General features: G+C 64.9%; 24 protein-coding genes and 1 tRNA gene. 13 read left to right on the top strand and 12 right to left on the bottom strand.

Going from position 1 to position 25,617, the window contains the following annotated elements; translation table 11 throughout:
* Positions 1 to 14 precede the first annotated feature (14 nt).
* Both AB7535_RS19230 and AB7535_RS19225 read right to left on the bottom strand, forming a co-directional pair.
* Positions 15 to 782, bottom strand: a complete 768-nt coding sequence (locus tag AB7535_RS19230; protein WP_063982668.1) for an SDR family oxidoreductase — start codon at positions 780 to 782, stop codon at positions 15 to 17.
* A gap of 12 nt (positions 783 to 794) precedes the next feature.
* The gene (locus AB7535_RS19225; RefSeq protein WP_167768060.1) at positions 795 to 1,994 is read right to left on the bottom strand and encodes a mandelate racemase/muconate lactonizing enzyme family protein; all 1,200 of its coding nucleotides are present in this window, start codon (positions 1,992 to 1,994) and stop codon (positions 795 to 797) included.
* A 174-nt stretch (positions 1,995 to 2,168) separates the two neighbouring features.
* Here AB7535_RS19225 and AB7535_RS19220 point away from each other — a divergent pair, with 174 nt between their 5' ends.
* Both AB7535_RS19220 and AB7535_RS19215 read left to right on the top strand, forming a co-directional pair.
* Positions 2,169 to 2,936, top strand: coding sequence for a GntR family transcriptional regulator (locus tag AB7535_RS19220; RefSeq protein ID WP_283016806.1), 768 nt, complete (start codon positions 2,169 to 2,171; stop codon positions 2,934 to 2,936).
* A 24-nt stretch (positions 2,937 to 2,960) separates the two neighbouring features.
* Complete coding sequence (locus AB7535_RS19215) at positions 2,961 to 4,325, top strand: MFS transporter (protein WP_071912958.1); 1,365 nt, start codon at positions 2,961 to 2,963, stop codon at positions 4,323 to 4,325.
* A gap of 46 nt (positions 4,326 to 4,371) precedes the next feature.
* Here AB7535_RS19215 and AB7535_RS19210 read toward each other — a convergent pair whose 3' ends face one another.
* From AB7535_RS19210 to AB7535_RS19190, 5 genes are all read right to left on the bottom strand, one after another.
* On the bottom strand, positions 4,372 to 4,605 hold the full coding sequence (locus AB7535_RS19210; RefSeq protein ID WP_439036787.1) for a hypothetical protein: 234 nt from the start codon (positions 4,603 to 4,605) through the stop codon (positions 4,372 to 4,374).
* 93 nt (positions 4,606 to 4,698) lie between these two features.
* Positions 4,699 to 5,949: an arsenic transporter gene (locus tag AB7535_RS19205; protein WP_439036786.1), complete on the bottom strand. Its 1,251-nt coding sequence runs from the start codon at positions 5,947 to 5,949 to the stop codon at positions 4,699 to 4,701.
* A 25-nt stretch (positions 5,950 to 5,974) separates the two neighbouring features.
* Entirely contained in the window at positions 5,975 to 7,261 is a 1,287-nt protein-coding gene (locus AB7535_RS19200) for an MFS transporter (RefSeq protein ID WP_439036785.1), read from the bottom strand.
* 68 nt (positions 7,262 to 7,329) lie between these two features.
* Positions 7,330 to 7,770: an EamA family transporter gene (locus AB7535_RS19195; RefSeq protein WP_439036784.1), complete on the bottom strand. Its 441-nt coding sequence runs from the start codon at positions 7,768 to 7,770 to the stop codon at positions 7,330 to 7,332.
* A gap of 10 nt (positions 7,771 to 7,780) precedes the next feature.
* Positions 7,781 to 10,258: a PAS domain-containing hybrid sensor histidine kinase/response regulator gene (locus tag AB7535_RS19190; protein ID WP_354117909.1), complete on the bottom strand. Its 2,478-nt coding sequence runs from the start codon at positions 10,256 to 10,258 to the stop codon at positions 7,781 to 7,783.
* Positions 10,259 to 10,472: 214 nt separating this feature from the next.
* Between AB7535_RS19190 and AB7535_RS19185 the strand changes: the two genes are divergently transcribed.
* From AB7535_RS19185 to AB7535_RS19170, 4 genes are all read left to right on the top strand, one after another.
* Positions 10,473 to 11,543, top strand: a complete 1,071-nt coding sequence (locus AB7535_RS19185; RefSeq protein WP_135214916.1) for a zinc-binding metallopeptidase family protein — start codon at positions 10,473 to 10,475, stop codon at positions 11,541 to 11,543.
* 175 nt (positions 11,544 to 11,718) lie between these two features.
* On the top strand, positions 11,719 to 13,734 hold the full coding sequence (locus tag AB7535_RS19180; RefSeq protein ID WP_439036783.1) for an acetyl-CoA carboxylase biotin carboxylase subunit: 2,016 nt from the start codon (positions 11,719 to 11,721) through the stop codon (positions 13,732 to 13,734).
* A 157-nt stretch (positions 13,735 to 13,891) separates the two neighbouring features.
* Positions 13,892 to 14,758 (top strand): isocitrate lyase/PEP mutase family protein, encoded by an 867-nt coding sequence (locus AB7535_RS19175; protein WP_208070096.1) that lies wholly within the window; start codon positions 13,892 to 13,894, stop codon positions 14,756 to 14,758.
* On the top strand, positions 14,755 to 15,054 hold the full coding sequence (locus tag AB7535_RS19170) for an acylphosphatase (protein ID WP_014494616.1): 300 nt from the start codon (positions 14,755 to 14,757) through the stop codon (positions 15,052 to 15,054). Before AB7535_RS19175 ends, AB7535_RS19170 begins: the two co-directional genes overlap by 4 nt.
* A 44-nt stretch (positions 15,055 to 15,098) precedes the next feature.
* Here the strand turns inward: AB7535_RS19170 and AB7535_RS19165 are convergent, their stop codons facing one another.
* Positions 15,099 to 16,619, bottom strand: coding sequence for a PAS domain-containing sensor histidine kinase (locus tag AB7535_RS19165; protein ID WP_166097149.1), 1,521 nt, complete (start codon positions 16,617 to 16,619; stop codon positions 15,099 to 15,101).
* 151 nt (positions 16,620 to 16,770) lie between these two features.
* On the opposite strand from AB7535_RS19165, the gene AB7535_RS19160 reads away from it, so the two are divergent.
* Genes AB7535_RS19160 through AB7535_RS19145 form a run of 4 tightly spaced genes read left to right on the top strand, consistent with a single transcriptional unit; the run spans position 16,771 to position 19,884 of the window.
* Positions 16,771 to 17,328: a GbsR/MarR family transcriptional regulator gene (locus AB7535_RS19160; RefSeq protein ID WP_028154975.1), complete on the top strand. Its 558-nt coding sequence runs from the start codon at positions 16,771 to 16,773 to the stop codon at positions 17,326 to 17,328.
* A 16-nt stretch (positions 17,329 to 17,344) separates the two neighbouring features.
* Positions 17,345 to 18,010: a DUF4166 domain-containing protein gene (locus tag AB7535_RS19155; RefSeq protein WP_166097147.1), complete on the top strand. Its 666-nt coding sequence runs from the start codon at positions 17,345 to 17,347 to the stop codon at positions 18,008 to 18,010.
* Positions 18,007 to 19,443, top strand: coding sequence for a TIGR01777 family oxidoreductase (locus tag AB7535_RS19150; RefSeq protein WP_166097146.1), 1,437 nt, complete (start codon positions 18,007 to 18,009; stop codon positions 19,441 to 19,443). Before AB7535_RS19155 ends, AB7535_RS19150 begins: the two co-directional genes overlap by 4 nt.
* Positions 19,444 to 19,452: 9 nt before the next feature.
* The gene (locus AB7535_RS19145) at positions 19,453 to 19,884 is read left to right on the top strand and encodes a hypothetical protein (RefSeq protein WP_354124211.1); all 432 of its coding nucleotides are present in this window, start codon (positions 19,453 to 19,455) and stop codon (positions 19,882 to 19,884) included.
* Here AB7535_RS19145 and AB7535_RS19140 read toward each other — a convergent pair.
* On the bottom strand, positions 19,881 to 20,732 hold the full coding sequence (locus tag AB7535_RS19140; RefSeq protein ID WP_166097144.1) for a LysR family transcriptional regulator: 852 nt from the start codon (positions 20,730 to 20,732) through the stop codon (positions 19,881 to 19,883). The genes AB7535_RS19145 and AB7535_RS19140 overlap by 4 nt on opposite strands.
* 113 nt (positions 20,733 to 20,845) lie before the next feature.
* On the opposite strand from AB7535_RS19140, the gene AB7535_RS19135 reads away from it, so the two are divergent.
* Positions 20,846 to 21,268, top strand: coding sequence for a tautomerase family protein (locus tag AB7535_RS19135; RefSeq protein WP_208070100.1), 423 nt, complete (start codon positions 20,846 to 20,848; stop codon positions 21,266 to 21,268).
* Positions 21,269 to 21,313: 45 nt separating this feature from the next.
* On the opposite strand, the gene AB7535_RS19130 is transcribed toward AB7535_RS19135, so the two are convergent.
* A complete protein-coding gene (locus AB7535_RS19130; protein ID WP_354124212.1) occupies positions 21,314 to 22,027 on the bottom strand; it encodes a DNA helicase in 714 nt (237 codons plus the stop codon).
* Positions 22,028 to 22,226: 199 nt separating this feature from the next.
* Positions 22,227 to 22,964, bottom strand: a complete 738-nt coding sequence (lipB, locus tag AB7535_RS19125; RefSeq protein WP_439036782.1) for a lipoyl(octanoyl) transferase LipB — start codon at positions 22,962 to 22,964, stop codon at positions 22,227 to 22,229.
* A gap of 82 nt (positions 22,965 to 23,046) precedes the next feature.
* On the opposite strand from lipB, the gene AB7535_RS19120 reads away from it, so the two are divergent.
* Both AB7535_RS19120 and AB7535_RS19115 read left to right on the top strand, forming a co-directional pair.
* Positions 23,047 to 23,289, top strand: coding sequence for a FliM/FliN family flagellar motor switch protein (locus AB7535_RS19120; RefSeq protein WP_015685538.1), 243 nt, complete (start codon positions 23,047 to 23,049; stop codon positions 23,287 to 23,289).
* 294 nt (positions 23,290 to 23,583) lie between these two features.
* Positions 23,584 to 23,668 (top strand) — tRNA-Leu (locus tag AB7535_RS19115).
* 26 nt (positions 23,669 to 23,694) lie between these two features.
* On the opposite strand, the gene AB7535_RS19110 is transcribed toward AB7535_RS19115, so the two are convergent.
* On the bottom strand, positions 23,695 to 25,155 hold the full coding sequence (locus AB7535_RS19110; protein ID WP_439036781.1) for a hypothetical protein: 1,461 nt from the start codon (positions 25,153 to 25,155) through the stop codon (positions 23,695 to 23,697).
* Positions 25,156 to 25,617 lie beyond the last annotated feature (462 nt).

Genomic DNA, 25,617 nt, shown 5'->3' with positions numbered 1-25,617 from the left:
TTAGGCTTTCGCGATTACATCGCGGCGATCATGCCGCCATCGACATAGATGATCTGTCCGTTGACGTAGGTCGAAGCGTCCGACGCCAGGAAGATCGCCGCGCCCACCAGCTCGTCCGGCCTGCCCCAGCGCTTGGAGGGGATGCGGCCCATCAGCCAGTTGTTGAAGTCGGTGTTGTTGACCAGCGCCTCGTTCATGTCGGTGAGCATGTAGCCGGGGCCGATCGCGTTGGCCTGGATGCCGTGCTGGGCCCATTCCACCGCCATCGAGCGGGTCAGGTTCTTGATGCCGCCCTTGGCCGCGGTGTAGGGCGCGATGGTGGGACGCGCGAGCTCGCTGCCGAGCGAGCCGATATTGATGATCTTGCCGTGCTTGCGCGGGATCATGCGCTTGCCTGCCTCGCGGCCGATCACGAAGGCGCTGGTGAGGTCAGTCTCGATCACCTTGCGCCATTCGTCGGTGGTGAACTCGACCAGCGGCTTGCGGTGCTGGATGCCGGCATTGTTGACGAGAATGTCGACCGCGAGCCCTTCGCGGTCGAAGCGCTCGAAGGCCGCGACGATCGCGGGCTCGTCGGTGACGTTGAACGCGGCGCCCTCGGCCTGATGACCGGCGGCGCGAAATTCGGCCACGGCCTGCTCGACGCGCTTGGGGTCGACGCCGTTGATGATGATCTTGGCGCCGGCCTTGGCCATGCCCTCGGCAATGGCGCGGCCGAGCCCGCGGGAGGAGCCGGTCACGAGCGCGGTGCGGCCGGAAAGGTCGAAGAGGGCGGTGCTCATCTCAAAGAATCCTCAGACGTTGGAGCGACGCACGGTCAGATCGGAGCGGTCGAATACGGCGGGCAGAAGGTCGACGCCGAGGCCGGGCCCTTCCATCGGATAGACAAAACCGTCCTTGATCGTCGGCATCGTGGTGACGAGCTCATTGTACCAGCCCCTGTAGAAGGCGCGCACTGATTCCTGGATCAGCGTGTTGGGCTGGCTGAACGACATGTGGATGGCGGCGATGAAGCCGATCGGGCCGATGCAGTCATGCGGCGCAAACGGGCGGTGATAGGTCTCGGCCATCGCCGCGATCTTGCGGCCTTCGGTCAAGCCACCGGTCCAGCACAGATCCGCCATCACCACATGCATGGCGTCGCGGTCGAGCATGTCCTTGTAGGGGAAGCGCGAGCCCAGCGTTTCGCTGGCGCAGACCCAGACGTCGGTCGAGCGGGCATATTCGGCCAGCGCCTGCGGCGAGTTCATCCGGATCGGGTCTTCGTACCAGGTCGGCTTGTAGGGCTCGAGCGCACGCGCGATCTGCTTGGCGGTCGGCAGGTTCCAGAGCGAGTGGAGCTCGACCATGATCTCCATCTTGTCGCCGACGGCCTTGCGGATCTTCTCGAACGGTTCGATCGCCCGCTTCATCTGGGCTGCGGTGATGTAGAGGCCCTTGTTCTCCTGTGCCGCCGGGTCGAACGGCCAGATCTTCATCGCGGAGATGCCGCTCTCCAGCAGGCTTTCGGCCAGTGCGTCGGCGTGGTGCATGAAGCCGTCGAGGTCTTCGTAGGGGCCTTTGGAGGCGCCGAGATTCCAGTTGGCGACGGGGCTGATATTAGTGGAGCGGACATATTGGGTGCCGGCGCAGGTGTTGTAGATGCGCTGCTTGTCGCGGCAGAGGCCGCCGAGCATCTGGTGCACAGGCTGATTGCAGACCTTGCCGAACAGATCCCATAGCGCGATGTCGATTGCGGAGGCCGCGCGGTATTCGACGCCGGTCGAGGATTGCGCCATCGGCAGGTTCAGCATGTCGCGGTGGATCGCCTCGATGTGCAGCGGATTGCGGCCGAGCAGGCGACCGGCAAAGGTGTCGTGGATCTGCGCTTCGACCGCGCCCGCGCCATAGAAGGTTTCTCCGAGACCGATCATGCCCGTGTCGGTGTGAACACGCACCCAGATGACGTTGGAAAATTCCTCGGTGCGCAGCGTCTCGATTGACGTGATCTTCACGGCAACAATCCTCCCATCACAGGCGCCTCGCGCCTGACGTCTCATTTCGCACTGCAACATGTTGCAGGTCGCGCGAACGTCTTACGCCTGCTTGTAATATATCACAACATGTTTTAAGGGTCCCACAACTAAGGCGCCACCCAGCAATGAGAGCGCGGCTGACAGGAGGACGACATGGCACGGCGCAAGCGCGCGCTCGAGGTGGTGAGAAACGAGGACGACGGCGAGGGCAAGCCCTCCCGGCGCAACCGGCTCAACTTCTTCGAGCTGGCTTACCAGAGGATCGAAGAGCTGCTCGTCCATTGCGAGCTCAAGCCCGGACAATTCATGACGATGCTGGAATTGCAGCACATCACCGGCTTCGGGCGCACACCGGTGCATCACGCCGTCAATCGCCTCTCCGCCGACACGCTCATCATCATCCGTCCGCGCCACGGCCTGCACATCGCGCCGATCGATCTTGCGCGCGAGCGGATGCTGCTGGCCTTGCGCCGCGACATGGAGCGCTTCGTCGTGCGGCTCGCGGCCGATCGCGCCAGCCTGTCGCATCGCAATCAGGCGCTGCACATCGAGCGTCTGCTGCGCGAACGCCGCGCCACCCTGACCCTCGACGAATTCAACAGCATCGATCGCCGTATCGACGCGCTGGTGCTGGAAGCCGCCGGCGAGCCCTTCCTGGTGCACACGCTGCGGCCGTTGCACACGCTGTACCGCCGCATCGGCTACATCCACCATCGCTTCATGCCGGGACAGGCCGAGCTGTCGGGCACGATCGATCGCCACCTCGCCATTCTCGTTGCGGTCGCCGGCCGCCATGTCGAGGACGCGGTGAAGGCGAGCGATGCGTTGATCGACTACATGGACCACATGTTCACGGGCATGGAGGCGGGGATCGATCCGCGCCTGCTCGATTGCAGTATCGAGCCGCTGCTCGGCGCGTAGAGAGTTTTGAAGAGAGGACCAAACATGCAGACAATGGCCATGCCACAACCGACCGCGAGCGAGGCCGCGGTCCGCTACCTCATTACGAACTACAGTCCCAAGGGCAACAAGGTCGGCTGGCTGATGATGGCCTCGATCCTGGTCGAAGCCTGGGATCTCTATTCGATCGCCTTCGTGCTGATCTTCATCAAGGAGCAGTACAATCCCGATCCGCTGATGCTCGGTCTCGCTGCAGCCGGCACGCAGGGCGGCGCCCTGATCGGCGCGCTGCTCGGCGGCTGGCTCTCCGACAAGATCGGCCGCCGCGTCATGTTCCTGGTGACGATGGTGCTGTTCATCGTGCTCGCGCTGGCGCAGGCCTTCGTGCCGAACGTGACCTGGCTCATCGTGATCCGCTTCCTGCTCGGCATTCCGCTCGGCTCGGATATTTCGACCGGCTACACCTACATCATGGAATCCATGGCCAAGGGTGAGCGCGAGGTCATGGGCAATCGCTGGCAATTCATGTTCGCCGTCGGTGAAGTTCTCACCATCGGTGTCATCGTGATCTTCCTGCTGATCGACATGCAGCACGAGATGCTGTGGCGCGTGACGCTCGGTCTCGGCGCGGTGCCGGCGCTGATCATCCTGATCATGCGTCACGACGTGCCGGAGACGGCGGTATGGCTGGTGCAGAAGGGACGTTACCGCGAGGCCAAGAAGGTCGCGCGCGAGATGTTCAACGACAATCTCGACATGTTGCCGGACCAGGACGTGAAGGTGCCGAAGGTCAGCACACGTGCCTTCATCGCCGACCTCAGGAAGGACCCGATCCGCTGGCGCGCCACGATCTACGGCTGGATCGCCTGTTTCGCGCAAGGCAGCGAGTTCTCGACCTTCGCATTCTATCTGCCGGTGCTGTTCGTGATGGTTGGCGTGTCGAGCGTGCTCGGCATCAATCTGGTGACGATGGCGCTGTTTTCCTTCGCAGCTCTGTCCGGCTGGGTCGGTCCGCTGCTGACGCCCAAGATCGGCCACCGCGGCATCTCGATCGCCGGCTTCAGCATCGTGCTGGCTTCGCTGCTGGTCGCTGCCTTCGCGCTCTACACCGACAACAAGATACTGCTGCCGTTCGCGGCGGCCGCCATGTTGTGGGGCCACTACTGGGACGCGTCGAACTGCATGACGATCCCGACCATGGTCGCCAAGCCGAAGTACCGCGGCACCGCCAGTGGCTTCGCCTACATGTTCGTGAAGCTGCCGTCGTTCCTGGCGATCTTCCTGTTCCCGACGGTATTCGCCGCGATCGGGCAGGCCAATGCCACACTGATGGTCGCGATCTTCCCGCTGATCGGATTGCTCGCCGCAATCTTCATCCTGCCGGAAGTCTACGGCTACGAGAACGACTGACGCGTTGCCCGGTCGCGGCCTTGTGGCCGCGATCGGGCTTTTCCCGCTACGGGCTCAGGAAGACGGGATTGATCCCGGACCCATGGCCGAGCAGGCCGATTGCCTGAAGCTGGGCGCTGTGGAGGTCGATCTCCACGATCGCGAACAGGGTCAGCAGCACCACGACCGAGACGACGAGCAGGGGGTGATATGTCCCGCCACCTTGTTCCGGCGCGGTGAAGCTCCGAAACGACCGACGCGGCGAAGAACTCTGCGGCAATGCCTTTGACTGAATCTCCATGATGGACCTCCATGCCGCGCCGTAGCTGCGCGACGAGGTCAAGCATAGGTCCGGCTATGCCGGCGACATTGATGCGCCGCAAATTGCGCGCGATTACCGGATCGCAGCTGCAAGCGCTGCAATCAAGGCGGGGGGCGTCACCAGCAGGCCCAGCTTGAGGAACGGCCAGGCGCCGACCTCGATTTTTTCGCGGCGGAGCGCAACCAGCCACAGGATGGTCGCGAGCGAACCGGTGATCGAGAAATTCGGTCCCAGGTCGACGCCGATCAGGATGGCGCTGACGACCGAGGTGGGCAGGTGATCGGCGGCCACGATCGACCCGGCGACGAGGCCGACCGGCAGGTTATTGGCGATATTGGTGGCGATGGCGGTGGCGATCCCAACGCTCCAGCCGGCCCCGGGTACGGACTGCGCGACGGCCTCGTGCAGAAGTGCGCTGAGATGGCCGATCACGCCAGTCTTCACCAGTGCTTCCACCATAACGAAAAGCCCGCCGACCAGCGGCAGCACGCTCCAGGACACGTGCTTCAGTACCGGCATGGGCGACTGACGGCTGAGCAGCAGGACGAGGCCGGTCGTCACGGCGCCGCAGATGAAGGTCGGCAGGCCAAGCTGCTTGTCGAGCGCGGAGGCCGTGATCAGCACCACGCCGATCGCAGCAATGCCGATCGCGGTCAGCTTGCCGCCGCGGCTGAGCACCTTGTGCGGCACGCGGCGCTCGATGACCTCCTGTTTCAGCGCCCGATGCTGGGTGATGCGCAGTACGACATAGGTCAGCACGATCGAGGCGAGCGAGGGCAGGGCGAACTGACGCAGCCATTCGGTCAGATGCGGCATGCGCGCGCCGAACACCACGAGATTGGCGGGGTTCGAGATCGGCAGCACGAAGCTTGCGGCGTTCGCGATGAAGGCGCAGACGAACAGATAGGGCAGCGGCTTGGCGCCGGCCGCGCGCGTCGCGGCGTAGACGGCGGGCGTCAGCACGATCGCGGTGGCGTCATTGGAGAGCAGCACGGTGACGACGGTGCCGACGAGATAGATCAGCAGAAACAGCCGCTGCGGCGAGCCGGCTGCATATTCGACCGCAAGCGCGGCGAGATAGTCGAACAGGCCTTCGAGCCGGGCGAGCTCGGCGATCAGCATCATGCCGATCAGGAAGAGATAGACGTCGACGCCTTTCTCGATGCCCGTGAGCGCGTCCTGCCACGGCAGGAGGCCGAGCAGCACCAGGGCGCCGGCGCCGATCACGGCCCAAATCGCCTCGGGCAGGCGAAAAGGCCGGATGATGACGCCTGCGGTCGCGGCGACGATGATGCTCCAGGCCCAGATGGCGTCAGACGGCACGTTCAGTCCTTGAGGTTGGGTCGGTTCATTCGGCAGCGATAACCGATGCTGGAGCCGCTGTCTTCCCCTGTGCCTGCAAGGTGCCACGCCGGGTCTCGGGCAAGGCGAGGAGGCAGACGATGGCACCGATCGCGGCGACCGCGCCGAGCGTGATGAACGCCGCGCTGTAGCCGGCGCCGACCACGACGAGGCCCGCAAGCGTCGTCGACAGCGCCGCGCCGATGCTCTGGGCGGTGATGATGGCGCCCTGCGCGACGTTGAAGCGGCCGGTGTTGCGCATGAGGTCGGCGACGATGACGGGGAAGATCGCGCCAAAGATGCCGGCGCCGACGCCATCCAGAAGCTGCACGCCGACCAGCCAGAACGGATTGTCGGAGAGCGTATAGAGCGCGCCGCGAATGGGCAGGATCAACAATGCGGCGAGGAAGAAGCGCTTGTGGCCCCAGCGGTCGGCCTTCGCGCCGACCAGCATCGCGAACGGCACCATCACTATTTGCGCTGCGACGATGCAGGCCGACATCAGGCTGGTGCCCATGTTCTTGTCCTGCAGCGCGAGTTTCTGCCCAACCAGCGGCAGCATGGCCGCATTGGACAGGTGAAACAGCACGACGCAGACCGCGAAGACGAGGAGGGGGCGGCAGGTCAGGAGCACCGCGAGACCCGAGGGCTGTTCCGGCCGGTCACTGGTATCGGCGTCGTGCAGCCCGCGGGCGAGGTCGTGGTCGATGGCGCGAGCGGGGATCGCGAGAATGCTCACGAGGCTTGCGACCGCCATGGCAGCGAGAAGGTAGAACACCACGGTCGGACCGAACCAGTAAGCGCTGAGCCCCGCGAGCCCGGCCGCGACCGCATTGCCGGCGTGATTAAAGGTCTCGTTGCGGCCGATCCGCCGGGTGAAGGCGGCGTGGCCAAAGATGCCGAGCGAGACGGCGGCGATCGCCGGCGGAAAGATCACGGCGGCGGCCTGCGCGACGCCTTGCGAGACCGCGACCGGCAGGAAGGTGGGAAACAGCGGCAGCGACAGTGACGCCAGCGTCACCATGATGGCGGCGATGACCATCGCCAGCCGTTTCGCCCGCGTCGCATCGACCAGCGCGCCGGCCGGCGTCTGCGCCACGATGCCGGCAATGGTCGCAATCGACATCACGAGGCCGATGCGCGCCTCGTCCCAGTGCTGCTCGGTGAGGAGATAGACGGCGAGATAGGGCCCAAGCCCGTCGCGGACGTCGGCGAGGAAGAAGTTGGCCGCATCCAGCGCGCGGCCGGCGCGTCTCGTCTGGTCGGTGGGGTGATGGGAGGCCTGGCTCGACATCGGTCTCTCGATCGAGGCTGGGAAGCGACCGGGCAGAAACCGATCTCACGCCACCTTTGTTCCGCCCCTCAAAACTTCACGGCCAGCAGCACCGCGCCGGCGCCGATCATGGCGATGCCGAGCCAGCCCTGTCCAGTTGGCCGCTCGCCGAGAAAGGCGAAGGCGAAAAGGGCCACCAGCACGACGCTGAGCTTGTCGATCGGCGCCACCAGCGTCGCCGGGCCAAGCTTCAGCGCACGGAAATAGCACAGCCAGGACGCGCCGGTCGCAAGCCCGGACAACACCAGGAACAGCCAGGTCTTCGACGAGACCGCCGACGGCACCGCGAACTGGTCGGTGAAGAACAGCAGCACCGAGAAGGCGAGCAGCACCACGATGGTGCGGATGAACGTCGCCAGATCCGGATTGATGTTCTCGACGCCGACCTTGGCGAAGATCGCGGTGAGCGCCGCAAAGCAGGCCGAGAGTAGCGCCCAGGTCTGCCAGGCGGAGAAGAGGGCGGGTTTCATTGATTATCTCTCACCTTGCCGCCGCCAACTTCTCCGTGATCGCCTTGCGCAAAATGCGCGACAGAGACTCCACCGAATACGGTTTCTGGATCAGCTCGAACCCGCGATGGGCGTTCTCGGCGAGGACGTTGCTGTAGCCGCTGGTGAGCACGACGGGCAGGCCCGGATAGCGCTCGCGGATGACGCCGGCGAGCTCGACCCCGTTCATGCCGGGCATGATGACGTCGGAGAAGACGAGGTCGACGGCGAATTCGTTCTCGCCGAGAATGCCGAGCGCCGCATTGGCGTTGGCGACCCGGCGGACGACATAGCCGAGGTCTTCCAGCAGCTCGGTCGAGAACTGGCCGACGTCGTCATTGTCCTCGACCACGAGCACGCGATAGCCGCGCCCGGTGGTGGCGGCTTCGCTGGTCAGTGCCGCAGCGTCCTTCTCCGCGGCTGGACTGTGCGCCTGCGGCAGGTAGATGGTGAAGGTCGCGCCTTCGCCGCGCGTGCTCGTCACCGCGATGTCGCCCTCGGACTGCTTTGCGAAGCCGAAGGCCTGGCTGAGGCCGAGGCCGGTGCCCTTGCCGACCTCCTTGGTGGTGAAGAACGGCTCGAAGATGGCGTCGATGTTTTCGGGCGCGATGCCGCTGCCGGTGTCCGCAACCGAGATCGCGACGTAGTCGCCGCCGCGCGCCGACTGCGCACGCAGGCTCGGGATGCCCGCGACCTTGCGCACGGCGATGGTGAGGCGGCCTTCGCCCTCCATGGCGTCGCGGGCGTTGATGGCGAGGTTGATCAGCGCGGTCTCGAACTGCGCGATGTCGGCCACCGTGAAGCAGTCGGCATCGTTCACCTCGACGGCGATCGCGATGCGGCCGCCGACCAGCGGCCGGACCAGTTGCGCCACGGCCTCGACCTGGCTGCCGACGTTGAAGATCTGCGGCTTCAGCGGCTGCCTGCGCGCAAAGGCCAAAAGCTGCGCGGTGAGCTTGGAGGCGCGCTCCACGGTGTCGGAGATGGCGTCGACATAGCGGCGACGGCGTTCTTCCGGCAGTTCGCGGCGGCGCAGGAAGTCGGTCGCGGAGCGGATGATGGTGAGGAGGTTGTTGAAGTCGTGGGCGACGCCGCCGGTGAGCTGGCCGATCGCCTCCATCTTCTGCGACTGCCGCAGCGCTTCCTCGCCGCGGCGGCGCTCGGTGATGTCGACGGCCTCGGGCACCGCACCGGTGATGTTGCCGTGGCGGTCGAGCACGGGACGCATGCCGAAGTCGAAATCGCGCTCTCCGATGGGCAGGCGCAGGCGCATCTCCAGCCGCACCGCTTCGCCTCTGAGCACGGTGTCGAAGGCCTCGCGCACGACGGCGCTCATGCCCTGGGTCTGGTTGAACCAGGGCGTGTCCCAGAACGGTTTGCCGATGACGTCGCGGGCCTCCACGCGAATGCCATCGAGCGCAGTCCGGTTCGCGTAGAGCAGCTCGCCCCTGAGATTGACCAGCCCCTGATACTGGTTGCTTGTCTCCAGGATCGCGCGCAGCCGCGCCTCGTTGGATTCGAGCTCGGCGGTGCGCTCGGTGATGCGCTCCTCCAGCGTCTCGTTGAGTCGCCTCAGCTCGATCTCGGCCTGCTTGGCGGCGGTGATGTCGTGGGCGACGCCGATGAAGCCGATGTGCTTGCCGGTCGGGTCCCAGCGCGGCTGCGATTCCGAGCGCAGCCACCGCCATTCACCGCTGGCGTTCTTGTAGCGCGCTTCCAGCACGAACGGCTTCAGCGACGCTTCGCCCTGGACGGATTGCTGCAGCACATGCGGCAGGTCGTCCGGATGCAATATCTTGCGCCAGTCGAAATCGATGGCCTGGTCGTAGGGCAGGCCGATGAAGTCGACATAGGCCTGGTTGGCGAAGGAGCGCGTGCGGTCGAGCTTCGTGACCCAGATCGGCACCGGCGCGCTGTCGGCGATCAGCCGGAAGCGCTCCTCGCTCTCGCGCAGCGTCTCGCGCGCGAGTGCCTGGGCGGTGATGTCGATATGGGCGCCGACGAGGCGAATGGCGCGGCCGTCACTGTCGCGCTCGAACTTGGCGACGACGCGGATCCAGCGGGTCTCGCCGTCGTTGGGGCGGATGATGCGGTATTCGGCGGTGTAGTCTTCGTTCGTCCCGGCCAGCGCATCGAGGAAGTGCTTGACCGCGGCGTCGCGATCCTCGGGATGGATGCGGTTGACCCAATCCTCATGCGACTCGTCGGTGGCATCCGCCGGCAGCCCGTGGAGCATCAGATATTCCGGCGAGCGGCGGTTCTTGAAGCCTTCGCGGAAGTCGACCTCGAGGCCACCGACCTTGCCGATGCGCTGGATACGCGCCAGCTCTGCCTCGCGCTCCTGGAGCGCGTGATAGGCGTTGTCGCGCTCGCGCGCGATCTCTTCGAGGTGCTGGCGCAGCCTTTCGGCGGCGGTGGTATCGGGCAAGGGATCGTTCAAGGTGTCGGCCGTTGTGATGCAAGAGCGCACGCGCCGGGCCGATATTCCCACAGACAAAGCGTGATAGCCATTACTCAAAAGGGGATAAGGACGGAAAGGCGCCACCGATCGCAGGGGCGGGTATGAACGAACGCCCGGTCTGGCTATTTGTTCCCGAATGTTGGAACGATGAGCCCCCCGCGCGCGTATTTGCGAGGCGTCGCAACTCTTAATCATAAGACTCCCTTCCCGAAGAGGCTAAATCTTGAAGCTCTTTGTCTGCCAGGACTGCGGCAACGTCCTCTATTTCGAGAACCGCGCCTGCGAACGCTGCGGCCACCGCGTCGCGTTCCTGCCGGAGAAGGAGACGATGTCGGCGATCGAGCCCGACGGCGAGGCCTGGATGACGCTCGCCGACAAGGGCAAGGGGCGGATGCTCTGCCGCAATGCCGAGTACGACGCGTGCAACTGGCTGACGGATGCGGGCGATACCACCGGCTATTGCCGCGCCTGCCGCCACAACGGCATCGTGCCCGATCTGTCCGATCCGGTTCAGCTCGCCGGCTGGCGCGAGTTGGAGGTGGCGAAACACCGGCTGTTCTATTCCCTGATCCGCTGGAAGCTGCCGCTCCAGACACGGCAGGAAAATCCCGAACATGGGCTGATCTTCAATTTCCTCGCCGACGATCCGAACAGCGGGCAGAGGATCATGACCGGCCACGATAACGGACTGATCACGATCGCGCTGACCGAGACCGACGAGATCGAGCGCGAGCGGCGCAGGCTCGAGATGGGCGAGCCCTACCGCACGCTGCTCGGGCATTTCCGCCACGAGGTTGGCCATTACTTCTGGGACGTGCTGGTGCGCGAGGGCGGCAGGCTGGAGCAATGCCGCGCCGTGTTCGGCGACGATTCCGCCGATTACGGCCAGGCCTTGCAGCTCCATTATGCCGAAGGCGCGCCGCCGGACTGGCAGCAGACCTACGTCTCGGCCTACGCCACCACGCATCCCTGGGAGGATTTCGCCGAGACCTGGGCGCACTACCTCCACATCGTCGACACCCTGGAGATGGCCTCGGAGTTCGGCATGGAGGTGCGCCCCAGGGTCGATCGCGACGGGGAGTTGACGGCGCGCATCCGTTTCAACCCCTATGAGACGAGGGACGTCGAGGCGCTCGTCAACGCATGGCTGCCCTTCACCTTCGCCATCAACAGTGTCAACCGCGCCATGGGGCTGCGCGATCTCTATCCGTTCATCCTGTCGCCGGCGGTGGTCGGCAAGCTGGGCTTCATTCACGGCTTGGTCAGGGACGTGGCCAAGGCCGCGAAGCCGTAGGTCCGCTCATGGGCTGACCAGGCCCATTTCGGTCTTGCGCTGGTACGCCAGAGGGCGCGGATTTAGACCGTTGCCTCCGGCCGATTTTGATGTACCACGGGGGTCACACGGCCCGTCCCCGCAGGCCCCAACGGCCAGGGAAGGGTCCCGCCCAAGGTCGAGACTCAAGAAAAGCATGTTCAAACGCATTCTGATCGCCAATCGCGGCGAAATCGCCTGCCGGGTCATCAAGACCGCTCGCCGCATGGGAATTCAGACGGTTGCGGTCTATTCCGAGGCCGACCGCGATTCCCTCCATGTCGAGATGGCCGACGAGGCCGTTCTGATCGGCCCGCCCGCAGCCGCCGAGAGCTATCTGGTGATCGAGAAGATCGTGGAGGCCTGCCGCAAGACGGGCGCCGAGGCCGTGCATCCCGGCTACGGCTTCCTGTCCGAGCGTGAGGCGTTTCCGCGCGCGCTGGAGGCCGCCGGCATCGTCTTCATCGGCCCGAACCCGGGCGCGATCGCCGCGATGGGCGACAAGATCGAATCCAAGAAGGCCGCCGCGAAGGCCAAGGTCTCGACCGTGCCGGGCTATCTCGGCGTCATCGAGGACGACAAGCACGCGGTGAAGATCGCCGACGAGATCGGCTATCCCGTGATGATCAAGGCCTCCGCCGGCGGTGGCGGCAAGGGCATGCGCATTGCGCATTCGAGGAGCGAGGTTGCCGAGGGCTTCAACCTTGCCAAGGCCGAGGCGAAAGCCTCGTTCGGCGACGACCGCGTCTTCGTCGAAAAGTTCATCGTCGATCCCCGCCACATCGAGATCCAGGTGCTGGGCGACAAGCACGGCAACGTCATCTATCTCGGCGAGCGCGAATGCTCGATCCAGCGCCGCAACCAGAAGGTCATCGAGGAGGCGCCGTCGCCGCTGCTCGATGAGGCCACCCGCCGCAAGATGGGCGAGCAGGCCGTCGCGCTGGCCAAGGCGGTGAATTACGACTCCGCCGGCACCGTCGAATTCGTGGCAGGGCAGGACAAGAGCTTTTTCTTCCTGGAGATGAACACGCGCCTTCAGGTCGAGCATCCCGTCACCGAGCTCGTCACCGGCATCGACCTCGTCGAGCAGATGCTCCGCGTCGCCGCCGGCGAGAAGCTCGCGATCAGCCAGAAGGACGTTACGCTCACCGGCTGGGCAGTGGAATCCCGCCTCTACGCCGAGGACCCGTTCCGTAACTTCCTGCCCTCGATCGGGCGCCTCGTGAAGTATCGGCCGCCGGCCGAAGCCAGCCAGGACGGCATCACCGTGCGCAACGACACCGGCGTGCAGGAGGGCGGCGAGATCTCGATCTATTACGATCCGATGATCGCCAAGCTCGTCACGCATGCGCCGTCGCGCGCGGCCGCGATCGAGGCGCAGGCCACCGCGCTGGATTCGTTCTATGTCGAGGGTATCAGGCACAACATCCCGTTCTTGTCGGCGCTGATGCACCATCCGCGCTGGCGCGAGGGACGGCTCTCGACCGGTTTCATCGCCGAGGAATTCCCCAAGGGCTTTGCTGTGCGCGTGCCCGAAGGCGAGGTCGCGCGTCGGATCGCGGCGGTCGGCGCCGCCATCGACCACGTGCTCGGCGAGCGCAAGCGGCAGATCTCGGGCCAGATGGGCGGCCGCGTCGTGCAGCGCGAGCGTCGCCGCGCGGTCTGGCTCGACCGCCAAGAGATTCTGCTCGAGGTCGGACGCGAGGGCGAGGCCATCGCGATCCGCTTCATCGATGCCGAAGGCAAGGCCGGCAACGCACATCTGCTGCAGTCGCCGTGGAAGCCGGGCGATCCGGTCTGGCAGGGCACCATCGACGGCCATTTCGTCGCGGTGCAGGCGCGCGCTATCGCCAACGGCATTCGTCTGGCGCACCAGGGCGTCGAGGTGCCGGTCTATGTCTGGACCGAGGCGGAAGCAGCCTCGGCGCGGCTGATGCCGGTGACCACGGCCTCCGACACCGGCAAGAAGCTGCTCTGTCCGATGCCGGGCCTCGTGGTCACGATCGCGGTGACCGAAGGGCAGGAGATCAAGGCCGGCGAGACGCTCGCGGTGATCGAAGCCATGAAGATGCAGAATGTGCTCCGCGCCGAGCAGGACGGTACGGTGAAGAAGATCCACGCCAGCGCGGGCGCGACGCTCGCGGTGGACGCGCTGATTCTGGAGTTTGCGTAAAGCAAGTGAGTGGGGCCCTCACTGGCCCCACCAACACCGTCATTGCGAGCGCAGCGAAGCAATCCAGACTGCCTCTGCGGAAAGATTCTGGATTGCTTCGCTGCGCTCGCAATGACGGAGTATGTTGCGGCTGCGTCGCAACAGTTGAGAGGGCACCATGGCCTTTCGTTCCCGCCGCGAAAAACTGCGCTCGATCCTGACCGGCTCGGCTTGCGTTCATCCCGGCTCGGTCTATGACGCGATCTCCATCCGCATCACCGAGGATCTCGGCTTTCCGCTCGGCATGTTCGGCGGCTCGGTGGCCTCGCTCGCGGTGCTCGGCGACCCCGATGTCACGCTGATCACACTCACCGAACTTGCCGAGCAGATGCGGCGGATGTCGCGCGCGGCGACGCTGCCGGTGCTGGTCGATGCCGATCACGGCTATGGCAATGCGCTCAACGTGCGCCGCACGGTGCAAGAGCTGGAGACCGCTGGCGCCGCCGGCCTCACCATCGAGGACACGCTGCTGCCCGCCGCCTTTGGCGAGGCCAAGACACAGCTGATCTCGCTGGAAGAAGGCGTCGGCAAAATGAAGGCGGCGCTGGATGGCCGCGGCGATCCCTCGCTCGTCATCATGGGCCGCACTGGAGCTGCCTCGGTCACCTCGATCGAGGATGCGATCCGCCGGGCCAGGGCCTATGAGGCGACCGGCGTCGACGCGCTGTTCTTCACCGGCGTCAAGTCGCGCGCTGAGCTCGAAGCCATCGTCGCCGCTACGCATCTCCCCATCGTGCTCGGCGGCGCGCCGGACGAGTTGAACGCGATTGACTATCTCGCCAGGCAGCGCGTCCGCATCGCGCTTCAGGGCCACGCGCCGATCGCGGCTGCCATGCAGGCCGTCTACGAGACGCAGAAAGCGTTGCGCGAGGGCACGCCGCCGAAGAACCTCAAGGGCCTCCCATCGCCGGACCTGACCAGCCGCGTCATGCGCGAGGCCGACGTCAAGGCGCGCAGCGCCGATCTTCTCGGGCTGAAGAAATGAGCCGGGCGATCCTCCAGGTCATGATCCGCGGCCGCGTGCAGGGCGTCGGCTACAGGGCCTGGGTCGAGTACCAGGCGACAACAAGTGGCCTCGAAGGCTGGGTTCGCAACCGCCGCGACGGCAGCGTGGAAGCACTGTTCGCAGGCACACCGAAGCACGTCGCCGACATGGTCGCGCTGTGCCGCCACGGCCCGCCGTCATCGCGTGTGGATAGCGTGACGAGCGAGACGGCCGGTGCCGATGAGTTGAACCTGCGGAGGGCAGGGGAAGCGTTTTCGGTATTGCCGACGGTGTAGGTCTTCTCCCTCTCCCCGGTTGCGGGGAGCGGCGAAGAAGAGCCTCACCTTGGCAGCTTCGAGATCGCCTCGCTCAGCTCGTGAATCTCGTAGGGCTTGCGTAGGATCGGGAAGTCGCCGCGGACATCGGCGGCGGCTTCGCTGTAGCCGGTGGCGAGCAGGATCGGCAGGCCAGGGTGGATCTGGCGCAGATGATGGGCGAGGCCGAGCCCGTCCATCTTGCCGGGCATCACGATGTCGGTGAACACGAAGTCGACGCCGTTCTTCTCGAGCTCGCGCAAGGCGGACTCGGCGTCGGCAACCCGGTGCACGCGATAGCCGAGCTGCTCCAGCAATCCGATGCTGACGAGCGCGACGTCGGGATTGTCCTCGACCAGCAGCACGGTGCCGCTACCGGGAACCGGCACTGCTTCAGGGATATCGATTGGTGCGGTCGCGGTTTCGCGCGGCAGCAGGATGGTGAAGGTCGTGCCCTTGCCGAGCTCGCTTGTGACCTTGACCGTGCCGCCCGCCTGATGAGCGAAGCCGTGCACCTGCGACAGGCCGAGGCCGGTGCCTTTTCCGACGGGTTTGGTCGTGAAGAAAGGCTCGAAGATCTTGTCGACGACGTCGGAGGGGATGCCAAGCCCGGTATCGGCGACGGTGATGGCGACGTACTCGCCGCTGTGGAGCGGATCGTTCAGGACGACGTTGCGTGCGCCGACCGTCACCGTACCGCCGTCGGGCATGGCATCGCGAGCGTTGATGACGAGGTTGAGCAGCCCTGTCTCGAGCTCGGCAACATCAGCCTTGACCGACCAGACCTCGCGGTCGATGTCGAAGGCGAGACGAACGGCGCTCCCGACGCCGGCGTGAAGCACTTCGCGGATCGCCTCGATGCGGTCGCCGAAGCGGATCGCCTGGGGATTGACGCTCTGCCGCCGCGCGAAGGTCAGGAGCTGGCCGGTCAGCGCGGCGCCGCGCTTGGTCGCGGTCTCGATCGCGGACATCGCGCGCTGAATCTTGGCCTCGTCCTCATCGCGTTTCTTGAGGATGTGAAGGCTGCCGCTGATGATCATCAGGAGGTTGTTGAAGTCGTGCGCGACGCCGCCGGTGAGCTGTCCGAGCGCATCGAACTTCTGCGACTCGGCAAGCTGCCTCTGCATCGCTTCGAGCTTGAGCTGCGAATTGCGCCGCTCGGTGATGTCGCGGGTGATCTTGGCGAAGCCGACCAGGCTGCCGTGCTCGTAGATCGGATCGATGATGACGCTCGCCCAGAAGAATGTGCCATCCTTACGAACGCGCCAGCCTTCCTCCTCGTAGCGGCCATGGTCCCGCGCGATGCCGAGGGCACGCGCGGGCTTGCCGTTGGCGCGGTCGGTCTCGGTGTAGAAGCGCGAGAAATGCTGGCCGACGATCTCTTCGGGCGAATAGCCCTTGATCCGCTCGCCGCCGATGTTCCAGCTCGTGATGATCCCGGTGGGATCGAGCATGTAGAGCGCGTAGTCCGCGACTCCTTCCACCAACAGCCGAAAACTGCGCTCGCTTTCGAACAAGTCTCTCTGTTGACTGGACTTTGTCGTCATTCTCAACCCGCCTGGAACCGGGGCAAACGCCCGGAAGGGCGTTTGGTTCCGGTTCTCTGGGCCGTTTTTAGGCAAATACGACGGACGGTATACAGGAGGCAAGCCGCCGAGCGCTCTTGACAATCAGTCGCGCTCGTCAGATATTTCTGTCATGACAGAAACAACCGGAAAGAAGAAACTGCCCGCCGCCGTCGAGCGCTTCATCCTGCATTGGGGCGACATGGGGGACGGGTGGGGCGTCAACCGCTCGGTCAGCCAGATCCACGGGCTGCTTTATCTCGCCGAGGCGCCGATGACGGCCGAGGACATCGCCGACACGCTCGGCATGGCGCGCTCCAACGTCTCCAACTCGCTGAAGGAGCTGCTCGCCTGGAACCTGATCCGGCGGGTGCCGATCCTTGGTGACCGCCGCGACCATTACGAGGCCGAGACCGACATCTGGGAGGTCGCCGCGAGAATCGCGGCGCGGCGCAAGGAGCGGGAGCTCGATCCGGCGATCACGGCGCTCAGGGCCTGCGTGTCCGATGCCGCCGACGATCCGACCATCAATCCGGTCGCAGCCAAACGGCTGAAGGAGATGCTCGCCTTCACCGAGCTCGCCGACCACTGGTTCATGCAGATGCTGAAAGTGCCGCGGCCGCGGCTGGTCGCCTTGATGCGGCTTGGCGAGAAGATCGCCAACCTGCTGCCGCTGGGCAAGGCCAAATAGCGTTGAGGAGGGTGCGATGACGTCGGCTCGATTATCAGGCTCCAGCGCATCTCCCTCAGCTCACGTCAAACTACTCGACGACCGCCGCTTCCGCGCGTTGCTGTCGGACGAGGATTGGGGCCGGCTGCCGCTCGCGACCTGGCGGCGCTTTTCGAAACGGGTCGCTGACGGCGACAGCGTCGTCTATGTCGGCGTGGTCGACGAGGTCTCCTTCAGTGACATCGGCTGGTGGTTCGCGCTAGCCGCCCGCCTGATCGGCGGACCGCTGCCGACCGGCCGCGACACCGGTGTCCCCATGATCGTGACTGTCACCGAGGACGGCGCGACCGGCGGCCAGACCTGGACCCGCATCTGCGCGCGCAAGCGCGGCTTTCCGCAAGTGATTCATTCCGCCAAGCGTTTTGCCGGCCCGACCGGGCTCGAAGAGTATGTCGGCTTCGGCGTCTCGATGGCGCTCCGCATCGCGGTCGAGGGACAGGCGCTGACCTTCCGTAGTGCCGGTTACGGACTCCAACTGGGACGCTTGTGGATCCCGCTGCCGCAATGGCTCACGCCCGGCGATCTCACGGTGACGCATAGCGATCTCGGCGAAGGCGCCTTCCGTTTCACCCTCGATGTCACTCACCCGCGTTACGGCGCGCTGATCCACCAGTCCGCCGTCTTCAGGGAGGCCGTATCATGACGCCGCTGTTGTGGACCCTCATCGCCATCCAGATCGTGATGGGCGTGTTCGACACCTTCTATCACCACGAATTCACTGAGCGCCTGGTCTGGCGCCCGTCGCAGCGCTTCGAGCTGAAGCTGCACGGTATCCGCAACATGCTCTATGCGCTGCTGTTCCTGCTGCTCGGCTGGTTGGAGGTTTACGGCGTGCTGGCGATCCTGATCGTCGCGGTGCTGGTCGCCGAGATCGTCATCACGCTGATGGATTTCGTCGAGGAAGATCTGAGCCGAAAGCTGCCGCCGAGCGAGCGGATTAACCACACGCTGCTTGCGATCAACTATGGCGCCATCCTGGTGCTGCTGCTGCCGGTGCTGATCGAATGGGCGATGCAGCCGTTCGGCGTGAGTGTCGTGTATCAGGGATTGCTCAGCATCGCCGCGACGGCCTGCGCGGTGGGAGCTGCGCTCTGCGGCGTCAGGGATTTTGCCGCGATGCGCCGGCTCGGGCGCATGAAAAGCGTGCCTGCGCACGGGCTCGTCGAGAAGGTCCCCGGCCGCAAGACCGTGCTGATAACAGGCGCCACCGGCTTCATCGGCAGCCGCCTTGCCGCGAGCCTCAGCGGGGCAGGGCACGACGTCATCGCGCTGATCCGCAACCCCGCGAAGGCCGAGATGCTGCCGCCGCCGGTCACGCTGATCACCAGCCTCGATCAGCTCGCATCGGACACGCCAATCGACGCCATCGTCAATCTCGCTGGCGAGCCGATCGGCAACGGCCTCTGGACCGAGGCAAAGCGCGCGAAAATTCTCGGCTCCCGCATCGACATGACCGGCGAGGTCGTAAAGCTGATCGCGCGGCTCGAGCGCAAGCCGGAGGTCCTCGTCAGCGGCTCCGCGATCGGCTGGTACGGCCTATGGGCCGACCAGGTGCTGACGGAATCGGCGAAGTCACATGCGTGCTTCAGCCATGAGCTGTGCGCGGCGTGGGAAAAGGCGGCGCGGCCGGCGGAAGAGCTCGGCGTCCGCGTGGTCTGTTTGCGCATCGGCCTCGTGCTGGGCACCGAAGGCGGCTTCATCACGCGGATGCTGACGCCGTTCGAGTTCGGCCTCGGCGGTCCGCTCGGCACCGGGCGGCAGTGGATGTCCTGGATCGAGCGCGACGATCTGATCCGGCTGATTGCCTATGTGATGGCGACGCCCGATCTCACCGGGCCCGTCAACGCCACCGCGCCGATCCCCGTCACCAACGCAAAGTTCACCGAGGAGCTCGGCCGCCGTCTGCACCGGCCCGCGGTGTTTCGAATCCCCGGCGGCCTGTTGCGCCGGATCGACGGCGGCTTTGCCGACGAACTCCTGCTCGGCGGCCAGCGCGTGCTGCCCAACAAGGCGCTGAGTCGCGGTTTCGTGTTCAGGCACGAGACGCTGCGCAGCGCGTTTGAGGCGATCTTGTGAGGTGATGTCATGGCTTGCGAGACTTGCTCCCGGGCGACGCGGGGCTGGTTAGGCGGATGCCTGACGGCGACGGCCGTTATTCAGCTGTTCTTTCTGCTCATCCTGGCGTTGGCTAGTGCCAATCGCGTCACCCCAATGTCCCCGTGGGATTTTGTCTTCGCGATCTTGATCGGCGTGCCACTGATCCTGTTCTTCGTTTGCGTGCTCAGCGGCATTCCGTCGATCGCCACGATCTGGCTGAGCGAACGGCTTTGCATCCGCTCGCTTGTGTTCTTCGTGCTTGCCGGTGGTTTGATCGGGTCCGCGAGCCAGATGGTGCTTTACAGGTCTGTCAATGAATTGGGTTGGCTATACGTCACCGCCGGTTGCTTCGCCGGGCTGAATTATTGGTATATCGCAGGCAGATATGCGGGCGCGGAGACGGAGCAACCTAAGAGCTAAGCCGCCACGCTCCGGAACGTCGCCACCACCGCACGCAGCGCCGCGAGCTTGGCGGGATCGCTGACCTGCGAATGCAGCATTACCTTCGAGCTGCCGAGTTTCGGTAGCTTCTGCGCTGGCCCGATGTCGATCAGCCCGGGAGGCGCGATCCGGCGCGCGAGCGGCGCAATCGCGAGGCCAGCAAGCGCGGCCGCGACCACCGCGGTGACGCCGCCGCCGACAAAGCGTTCGCGCCAGGCGAGGCCGGCCTTGTCGAGCGCGCGGACGGCGATGGCGCGGACGCCGCAGGGCGGGGCGAGGGTTGCGAGCGGCAGCGGCTCACCCTTCGGCAGGGTGAAGCGCCGTGCGGCGAACCAGCCGAACTCGTCTTCGGCCAGCTTCTCGCCGCCGCGGCGACTGCCTTCCTGGCGCACGATCACGGCATCGAGCTGACCTGCGTCGTAAGCGTCCTGCATCTCGCGTGAGAAGCCGATGGTGACGGCAAGGGTGAGACTTGAGGACATCGCGTGCAGGCGTTCGAGCAGCGGCACCAGCTCGGGGCCCGCGGCATGGTCGGAGATGCCAAGCGAGAGCGATTGCGCAGTCGATGTTTCGCCCGACAGTGCACGGTCATGCGCCTCCATCAGCGCGCGGGCGCGATCGAGGAACGCGGCGCCGTCGGCAGTGAGCCGGACCGCGCGCGGCGAGCGCTCGACGAGGCGCTTTCCCAGCAATGTCTCGAGCCGCTGAAGCTTCAGGCTGACGGCGGCCTGCGTCGTGCCGAGTGCTTCGGCGGCGCGCGTAAAACTCTGGAGGTCGGCGACCAGCAGGAAGGCCTTGATGGTGGCGATGTCGAGCGTTGCTGTCATTATGAATGGTTATCACTGGTATCAACAGAGATAAGATACCAAAATGACGGGGCAAGGTCTAGCTTCTCACCAACGCCGCGCAAACTCCGCGCAGCATCTTGAGGAGAACCACCATGCCCCTGATCACCGTGTCCTACACCACCTCCCGCCAGTCGCCGTCGCTGAAGGCCGATATCGCCAACGCCGTGTCCGAGCTGACCGCAAAGATCCTGCACAAGGATCCCAGGGTGACCGCCATCATCGTGAAATCGGTCGACGCAGGCGACTGGTTCGCCGGCGGCAAGTCGCTCGCCGAACAGAAGCTTGCGAGCTACTGGATCGACATCCATGTCAGCGAAGGCACCAACACCAAGGACGAGAAGGCGGCCTATCTCGCCGCGATGTTCAAGCGCATGGCCGAGATTTTGGGCCCGCTGCATCATGAGACCTACCTGCATGTCGACGAGGTCAAGGGCGACGCCTACGGCTTTGGCGGCCTGACCCAGGAGCGGCGCTACATTGCCGGCAAGCTCGAAGTTGCGTTGCAGGCGGCGTAAGGTAGCTGGCCGCGGGTGAAGAATCTCACCCGCGGCCTGAAGCCGTCAGCTCGCCGCTCGGAACTGGACTTCGGCGTTGTTGATGAAGCACGTCTTGTCGAACAGCTTGAGGTCCAGCGGGTTCGGCAGCCTGATATCGTCGAGGTCTGGGCACGGCTTGACCGACGGATCATATGATCGATCGATCTGCGAGATGAAGACGACGATCAGCCCCGCATCGCGCGCGAAGGATTTCAGTGCGCGCACCTGAACAGCGAGATCAGGATTTTCCCGCCTCTGGTCGAGCAGTTGCAGATAGTCGATCACCACGACCGTGCCACGAGGCGCCGCGGCCATCTGCTTGACGACGTAGTCGGCGCTGATGGCGTCGGAGCAGTCAACCTCAAACAGTTTGTCGAACTGCGCCGGCTCCACACCGATCGCCCGCAGGCGATCCAGCACATCATTCTGCGTGTACTCGAGCGAGAAGAACGCCGCGCGATGGCCCGACTTCATGGCCTCGACGGCCAATTCGAGGCTCATCAGGGTCTTGCCCTGACCAGGGCGAGCCCCGACCAGCACCAGATCACCCGGCCGGAATTGCGGGAACAGGCGATTGGCGGGCGTCAGTGCGGCGGCCTTTGCCGCGAGCATGCTCCAGGCGGAAAACCCTTCCGTCGCAGCGATGCGGTCAAGCGCGTCGTGGAGCGGAATGCCTTCCTCGCGCGACAGGCGCTTGGCTCGTCGCTTCAGATGATAGATCGGCGCAGAGAGTCTCATCGTCAAAACCTCCCATTGCGAGCAGAAAGCGCAATCCCTCCTTATGCCTGGCGCTCGAACAGTCGGTCCGATGATCATTCGCCCGGCATGATGTCTGCTTTCCCAGCGGAGGGGGGAGGCGTGGGCGGCACCTGAAACAAGCATAGCCGATTCCGCGGCAAGCGGAGAATATGCGCCGGTCAGGCTCGAACAGGAAAATTTAGACCGTCGCTTCCGCCACCAGTGCGCGGGTTGGCCCGAACAGCTCCTCGAATGCCTGGCGCAGCGCGACGTCGACATCGGCCATGGTCGCGAGCTGGCCGAGATCGACCAGCGAGGTGACGCCGTAGCGGGGGTCGGCGACGCCGCAGGGCACGATGCCGGCGAAATGGGACAGCTCGGGCTCGACATTGATGGCGATGCCGTGGAACGAGACCCAGCGCTTAAGCCGCACGCCGATCGCCGCGATCTTGTCCTCGTGCTCGGGCCCCTTGTCCGGCCGCTTCACCCAGACGCCGACCCGGTCCTCGCGCCGCTCGCCGCGGACGTTGAAGGCGGCGAGCGTCCGCAGGATCAATTCCTCCAGGCTCGCGACGTAGGCCCGGACGTCCGGCCGGCGCCGCTTGAGGTCGAGCATGACATAGGCCACCCGCTGGCCGGGCCCGTGATAGGTCAGCTGCCCGCCGCGCCCGGTGGCAAAGGTCGGGAATCGGGGATCGAGCAGGTCGCTTTCCTTGCCCGAGGTGCCGGAGGTGTAGAGCGGGGGGTGCTCGAGCAGCCAGACCAGCTCGGGCGCCTCGCCGGCGGCGATCTGGGCGACTCGCGCCTCCATGGCGGCCACGGCCTCCGGATAAGGCACCGGCGCGTCCGAGATCCGCCACTCCACGGGCTCGCCGGTGGAGGCGGAAAACGACGTCAAATCGAGGTCTTGGCGGGGGTTTTGAGGCGAATTAACCATTGGCTAACCATAACGTGGTGATCATCTGGGGAGCAAATGCCAAGTCCTTTGGCTTAAGTCCCAAGTTGCGGCGGTCCTGACAGTGCCCACTCTCGATAAAGTCACCGTGGATCTCATGGTCGTCCTCGGGACGACCACCATGCCGATCCATCAAGTATTACGTCTTTCCCGCGGCGCCATCATCGAGCTGGACGCAACCGAGGCCGACGAGGTCAAGGTTCTCGCCAACAATCTGCCGGTCGCCTCCGGCGTCGTGCTGGTCGACCGCAACCGGATCGCGGTCGAGGTCAAGCAGATGCTGCCGCGCACGACGGGCACGCGATAGCGGCCCGGGCACGCGGTAGCGGCCTGGGCACGCGGTAGCGGCCTGGGCACGCGGTAGCGGCCTGGGCACGCGGTAGCGGCCTGGGCACGCGGTAGCGGCCTGGGCATGCGGTGGCGGCCCGGGGTAGCCGGCAGGGCCGGGGCCCTCGATAGGGCCGATCCGGGCAGGGGTCCGGATTTTTCCTGCCAAGCTTGTGGAATTCTGGGCCTTTGCAGGCTTGTACCCCTCTGATGGATTTGTTAGATCGGCGCCGTTGATCCGGCAGGCCTCAAGCCCTAAGCCGGCATCCCCAAAGCGCTCGTGGCGGAATTGGTAGACGCGCTGCCTTGAGGTGGCAGTGAGTAAAATCGTGGGGGTTCGAGTCCCTCCGAGCGCACCACAAACCCACATTTACCGTTGAAATCATTAGATTTTCTTCCGGATGTTACCCGGGAAGGTTACCACTTCGTTCGGGCTTGGCGTTCTCACGCCGTTCGCTTCCTGCCCAGGCACAAAATCGTCGCGTGACTGGCCCTGGTCGAACGTGACGATTTTCTCCATCCCGCTGATCCCGAGCCTTTCTCGATTCGCCTGAGCGATGTAGTGGGCGGGCATTTTCGGGTCGGTCCAGCCGAACATCGCCATCATCTGGCTCTCGGTGCAGTCGGCGTAGGCGGCAACTTCGGCTCGAGCCTTGCGGACGCCATGGCAGCTCTTCTTCGGTTCGTTCACACCGGCCAGGACTGCATATTTCTTCAGCTTGGCCGCCCATGCCTTCTTGTTCATCGGGAGAACCCGGCCACGGACCAGTTTGCCGGTGAATACCTCGGCGCCGATGATGTTTGTCGCTCGGGCAGCCCTCAGGCTCTCGGCGAACTCCGGATGGACGGGCACCGTGACGGTGGTATTGCCCCGGCTCTTCTCGGTGGCGATCTGCACTGCCATTTTCCGAACGATCTGCCGCAGGTGAGGTGGCCCGAAACGGTGGGCGTCTCCAAGCCGTAGGAACGTGTAGTGCAGGATGTCGAACATCAGCCGGGCTTCGGTGCCCAGCGGCCATCTCGCGCGATAGCGGGCCATGTCGTCCTCGGTCCAGGGCAGAAAACCGCCAGTCTCGCGGCTCGCTTTTGCCTTCCCGGACTTCAGACCGATGGTCGCATCGTCGTCCTCGTCGAGATGGCCCTCGTCGATCATCCAGCGGATCATGCCCCGAACCGCCGACAGCAAATTGCCCGCCTGCGACGGGGTACGCGCTTTCATCTCCGATCTGATGACTTTGCGCGTCAGTACCGCAAACGGCTTCTCGCCATTCTCGGGCAGCAGTGACTCGATCAGTCCGGTCCGCTGTAGCCGGGTGGACTCGGCGAGGCCCTCGTGACCGACGCTGAGATCGCCGAGCCAGTGGTCACTTTGCTTGTAGCCGTTCCAGTACCAGCGCAGCGTACCATGGCGTGCCGGCGTGTTCGGCAGAGGAGGGCGCTCCTCGTTGCGCTGCTTCTGCGCGTTAATGTAATCGCTCCCGTCGCCATACAGCGCGATCTGGGTGGCAACCGCGGCATCAACCTCGGCGCCGAACTCAGTCGTGCCGTATGCAGCCTTGATCCGGATCTTCGGCAGCCGGTTGCGCAGTTGCACGTAGTACCTGACTTGACCACGTTGGCTTACGTCGACATGCAGATAGCGGCGTTCCGGCTGGTCCGGCTTCGCTATTCCTTTGACGCGACGCATGCGCAGAACTCCCCCCAGTGCTGCAACGCCTGCCTCATAGGCGGCGTCGAACGCTGGCGTCCCATATTCTTCTGCGATCCCGATCCTTCGCCCTTTGCTGCTGACTTTCACGTACCAGCGCAGTGAGCCGGACTCGGAATAGTTGAAATAGAGATACATCCGACGATCCCCGGCTGCGCGGGGGTCGCGTCGTTCCTTCCCAAGCATTGGCGTCTCCGTGGACCAATGCCTGGAGTCTAGCGATGCGGTGACTCCGCATCAATTGCATAAGGTGCGTTTCACCCGCTTTCGGTGCGCTTCAGGTGAAGCCGTAATGCTTCAGAAGGTGTCCATACCGGGTCAGTATCATCCACCGGTTGGGGACCTGAGGCACTCGTTGTTAGCGAGATCCGAATAGTGCCTTCTGCATCAACTATGACCGCGCTCGCGCCAGCTTCTTTAGCGGCGCGGATCGCGCGAGCAATATCTGCCTGTGTGACTTTGGCTGGTCGCCGCGGCATGACCATCTCCCGACTGCAATGTTAGCCGGCTTCTCGCCGTCCAGGATGGGTGACTGCGAAATCAAAAGTGGAGGAGGGAGCGTGCCGCGCGGCCTCATTTAACTGCGTCTATGACGTTCAC

Origin of the sequence: Bradyrhizobium sp. 956_D2_N1_4 (genome assembly GCF_052076025.1) — a bacterium.
Taxonomy (GTDB): domain Bacteria; phylum Pseudomonadota; class Alphaproteobacteria; order Rhizobiales; family Xanthobacteraceae; genus Bradyrhizobium; species Bradyrhizobium barranii.
This window is presented reverse-complemented; position numbering and strand designations above follow the sequence as displayed.

Coding starts and splice junctions, on each gene's coding strand:
- AB7535_RS19230 (WP_063982668.1), bottom strand. CDS start 782: ATGAGCACCGCCCTCTTCGACCTTTCCGGCCGCACCGCGCTCGTGACC.
- AB7535_RS19220 (WP_283016806.1), top strand. CDS start 2,169: ATGGCACGGCGCAAGCGCGCGCTCGAGGTGGTGAGAAACGAGGACGAC.
- AB7535_RS19215 (WP_071912958.1), top strand. CDS start 2,961: ATGCAGACAATGGCCATGCCACAACCGACCGCGAGCGAGGCCGCGGTC.
- AB7535_RS19210 (WP_439036787.1), bottom strand. CDS start 4,605: ATGGAGATTCAGTCAAAGGCATTGCCGCAGAGTTCTTCGCCGCGTCGG.
- AB7535_RS19200 (WP_439036785.1), bottom strand. CDS start 7,261: ATGTCGAGCCAGGCCTCCCATCACCCCACCGACCAGACGAGACGCGCC.
- AB7535_RS19195 (WP_439036784.1), bottom strand. CDS start 7,770: ATGAAACCCGCCCTCTTCTCCGCCTGGCAGACCTGGGCGCTACTCTCG.
- AB7535_RS19180 (WP_439036783.1), top strand. CDS start 11,719: ATGTTCAAACGCATTCTGATCGCCAATCGCGGCGAAATCGCCTGCCGG.
- AB7535_RS19175 (WP_208070096.1), top strand. CDS start 13,892: ATGGCCTTTCGTTCCCGCCGCGAAAAACTGCGCTCGATCCTGACCGGC.
- AB7535_RS19170 (WP_014494616.1), top strand. CDS start 14,755: ATGAGCCGGGCGATCCTCCAGGTCATGATCCGCGGCCGCGTGCAGGGC.
- AB7535_RS19165 (WP_166097149.1), bottom strand. CDS start 16,619: ATGACGACAAAGTCCAGTCAACAGAGAGACTTGTTCGAAAGCGAGCGC.
- AB7535_RS19160 (WP_028154975.1), top strand. CDS start 16,771: ATGACAGAAACAACCGGAAAGAAGAAACTGCCCGCCGCCGTCGAGCGC.
- AB7535_RS19155 (WP_166097147.1), top strand. CDS start 17,345: ATGACGTCGGCTCGATTATCAGGCTCCAGCGCATCTCCCTCAGCTCAC.
- AB7535_RS19150 (WP_166097146.1), top strand. CDS start 18,007: ATGACGCCGCTGTTGTGGACCCTCATCGCCATCCAGATCGTGATGGGC.
- AB7535_RS19145 (WP_354124211.1), top strand. CDS start 19,453: ATGGCTTGCGAGACTTGCTCCCGGGCGACGCGGGGCTGGTTAGGCGGA.
- AB7535_RS19140 (WP_166097144.1), bottom strand. CDS start 20,732: ATGACAGCAACGCTCGACATCGCCACCATCAAGGCCTTCCTGCTGGTC.
- AB7535_RS19135 (WP_208070100.1), top strand. CDS start 20,846: ATGCCCCTGATCACCGTGTCCTACACCACCTCCCGCCAGTCGCCGTCG.
- AB7535_RS19130 (WP_354124212.1), bottom strand. CDS start 22,027: ATGAGACTCTCTGCGCCGATCTATCATCTGAAGCGACGAGCCAAGCGC.
- lipB (WP_439036782.1), bottom strand. CDS start 22,964: ATGGTTAATTCGCCTCAAAACCCCCGCCAAGACCTCGATTTGACGTCG.
- AB7535_RS19110 (WP_439036781.1), bottom strand. CDS start 25,155: ATGTATCTCTATTTCAACTATTCCGAGTCCGGCTCACTGCGCTGGTAC.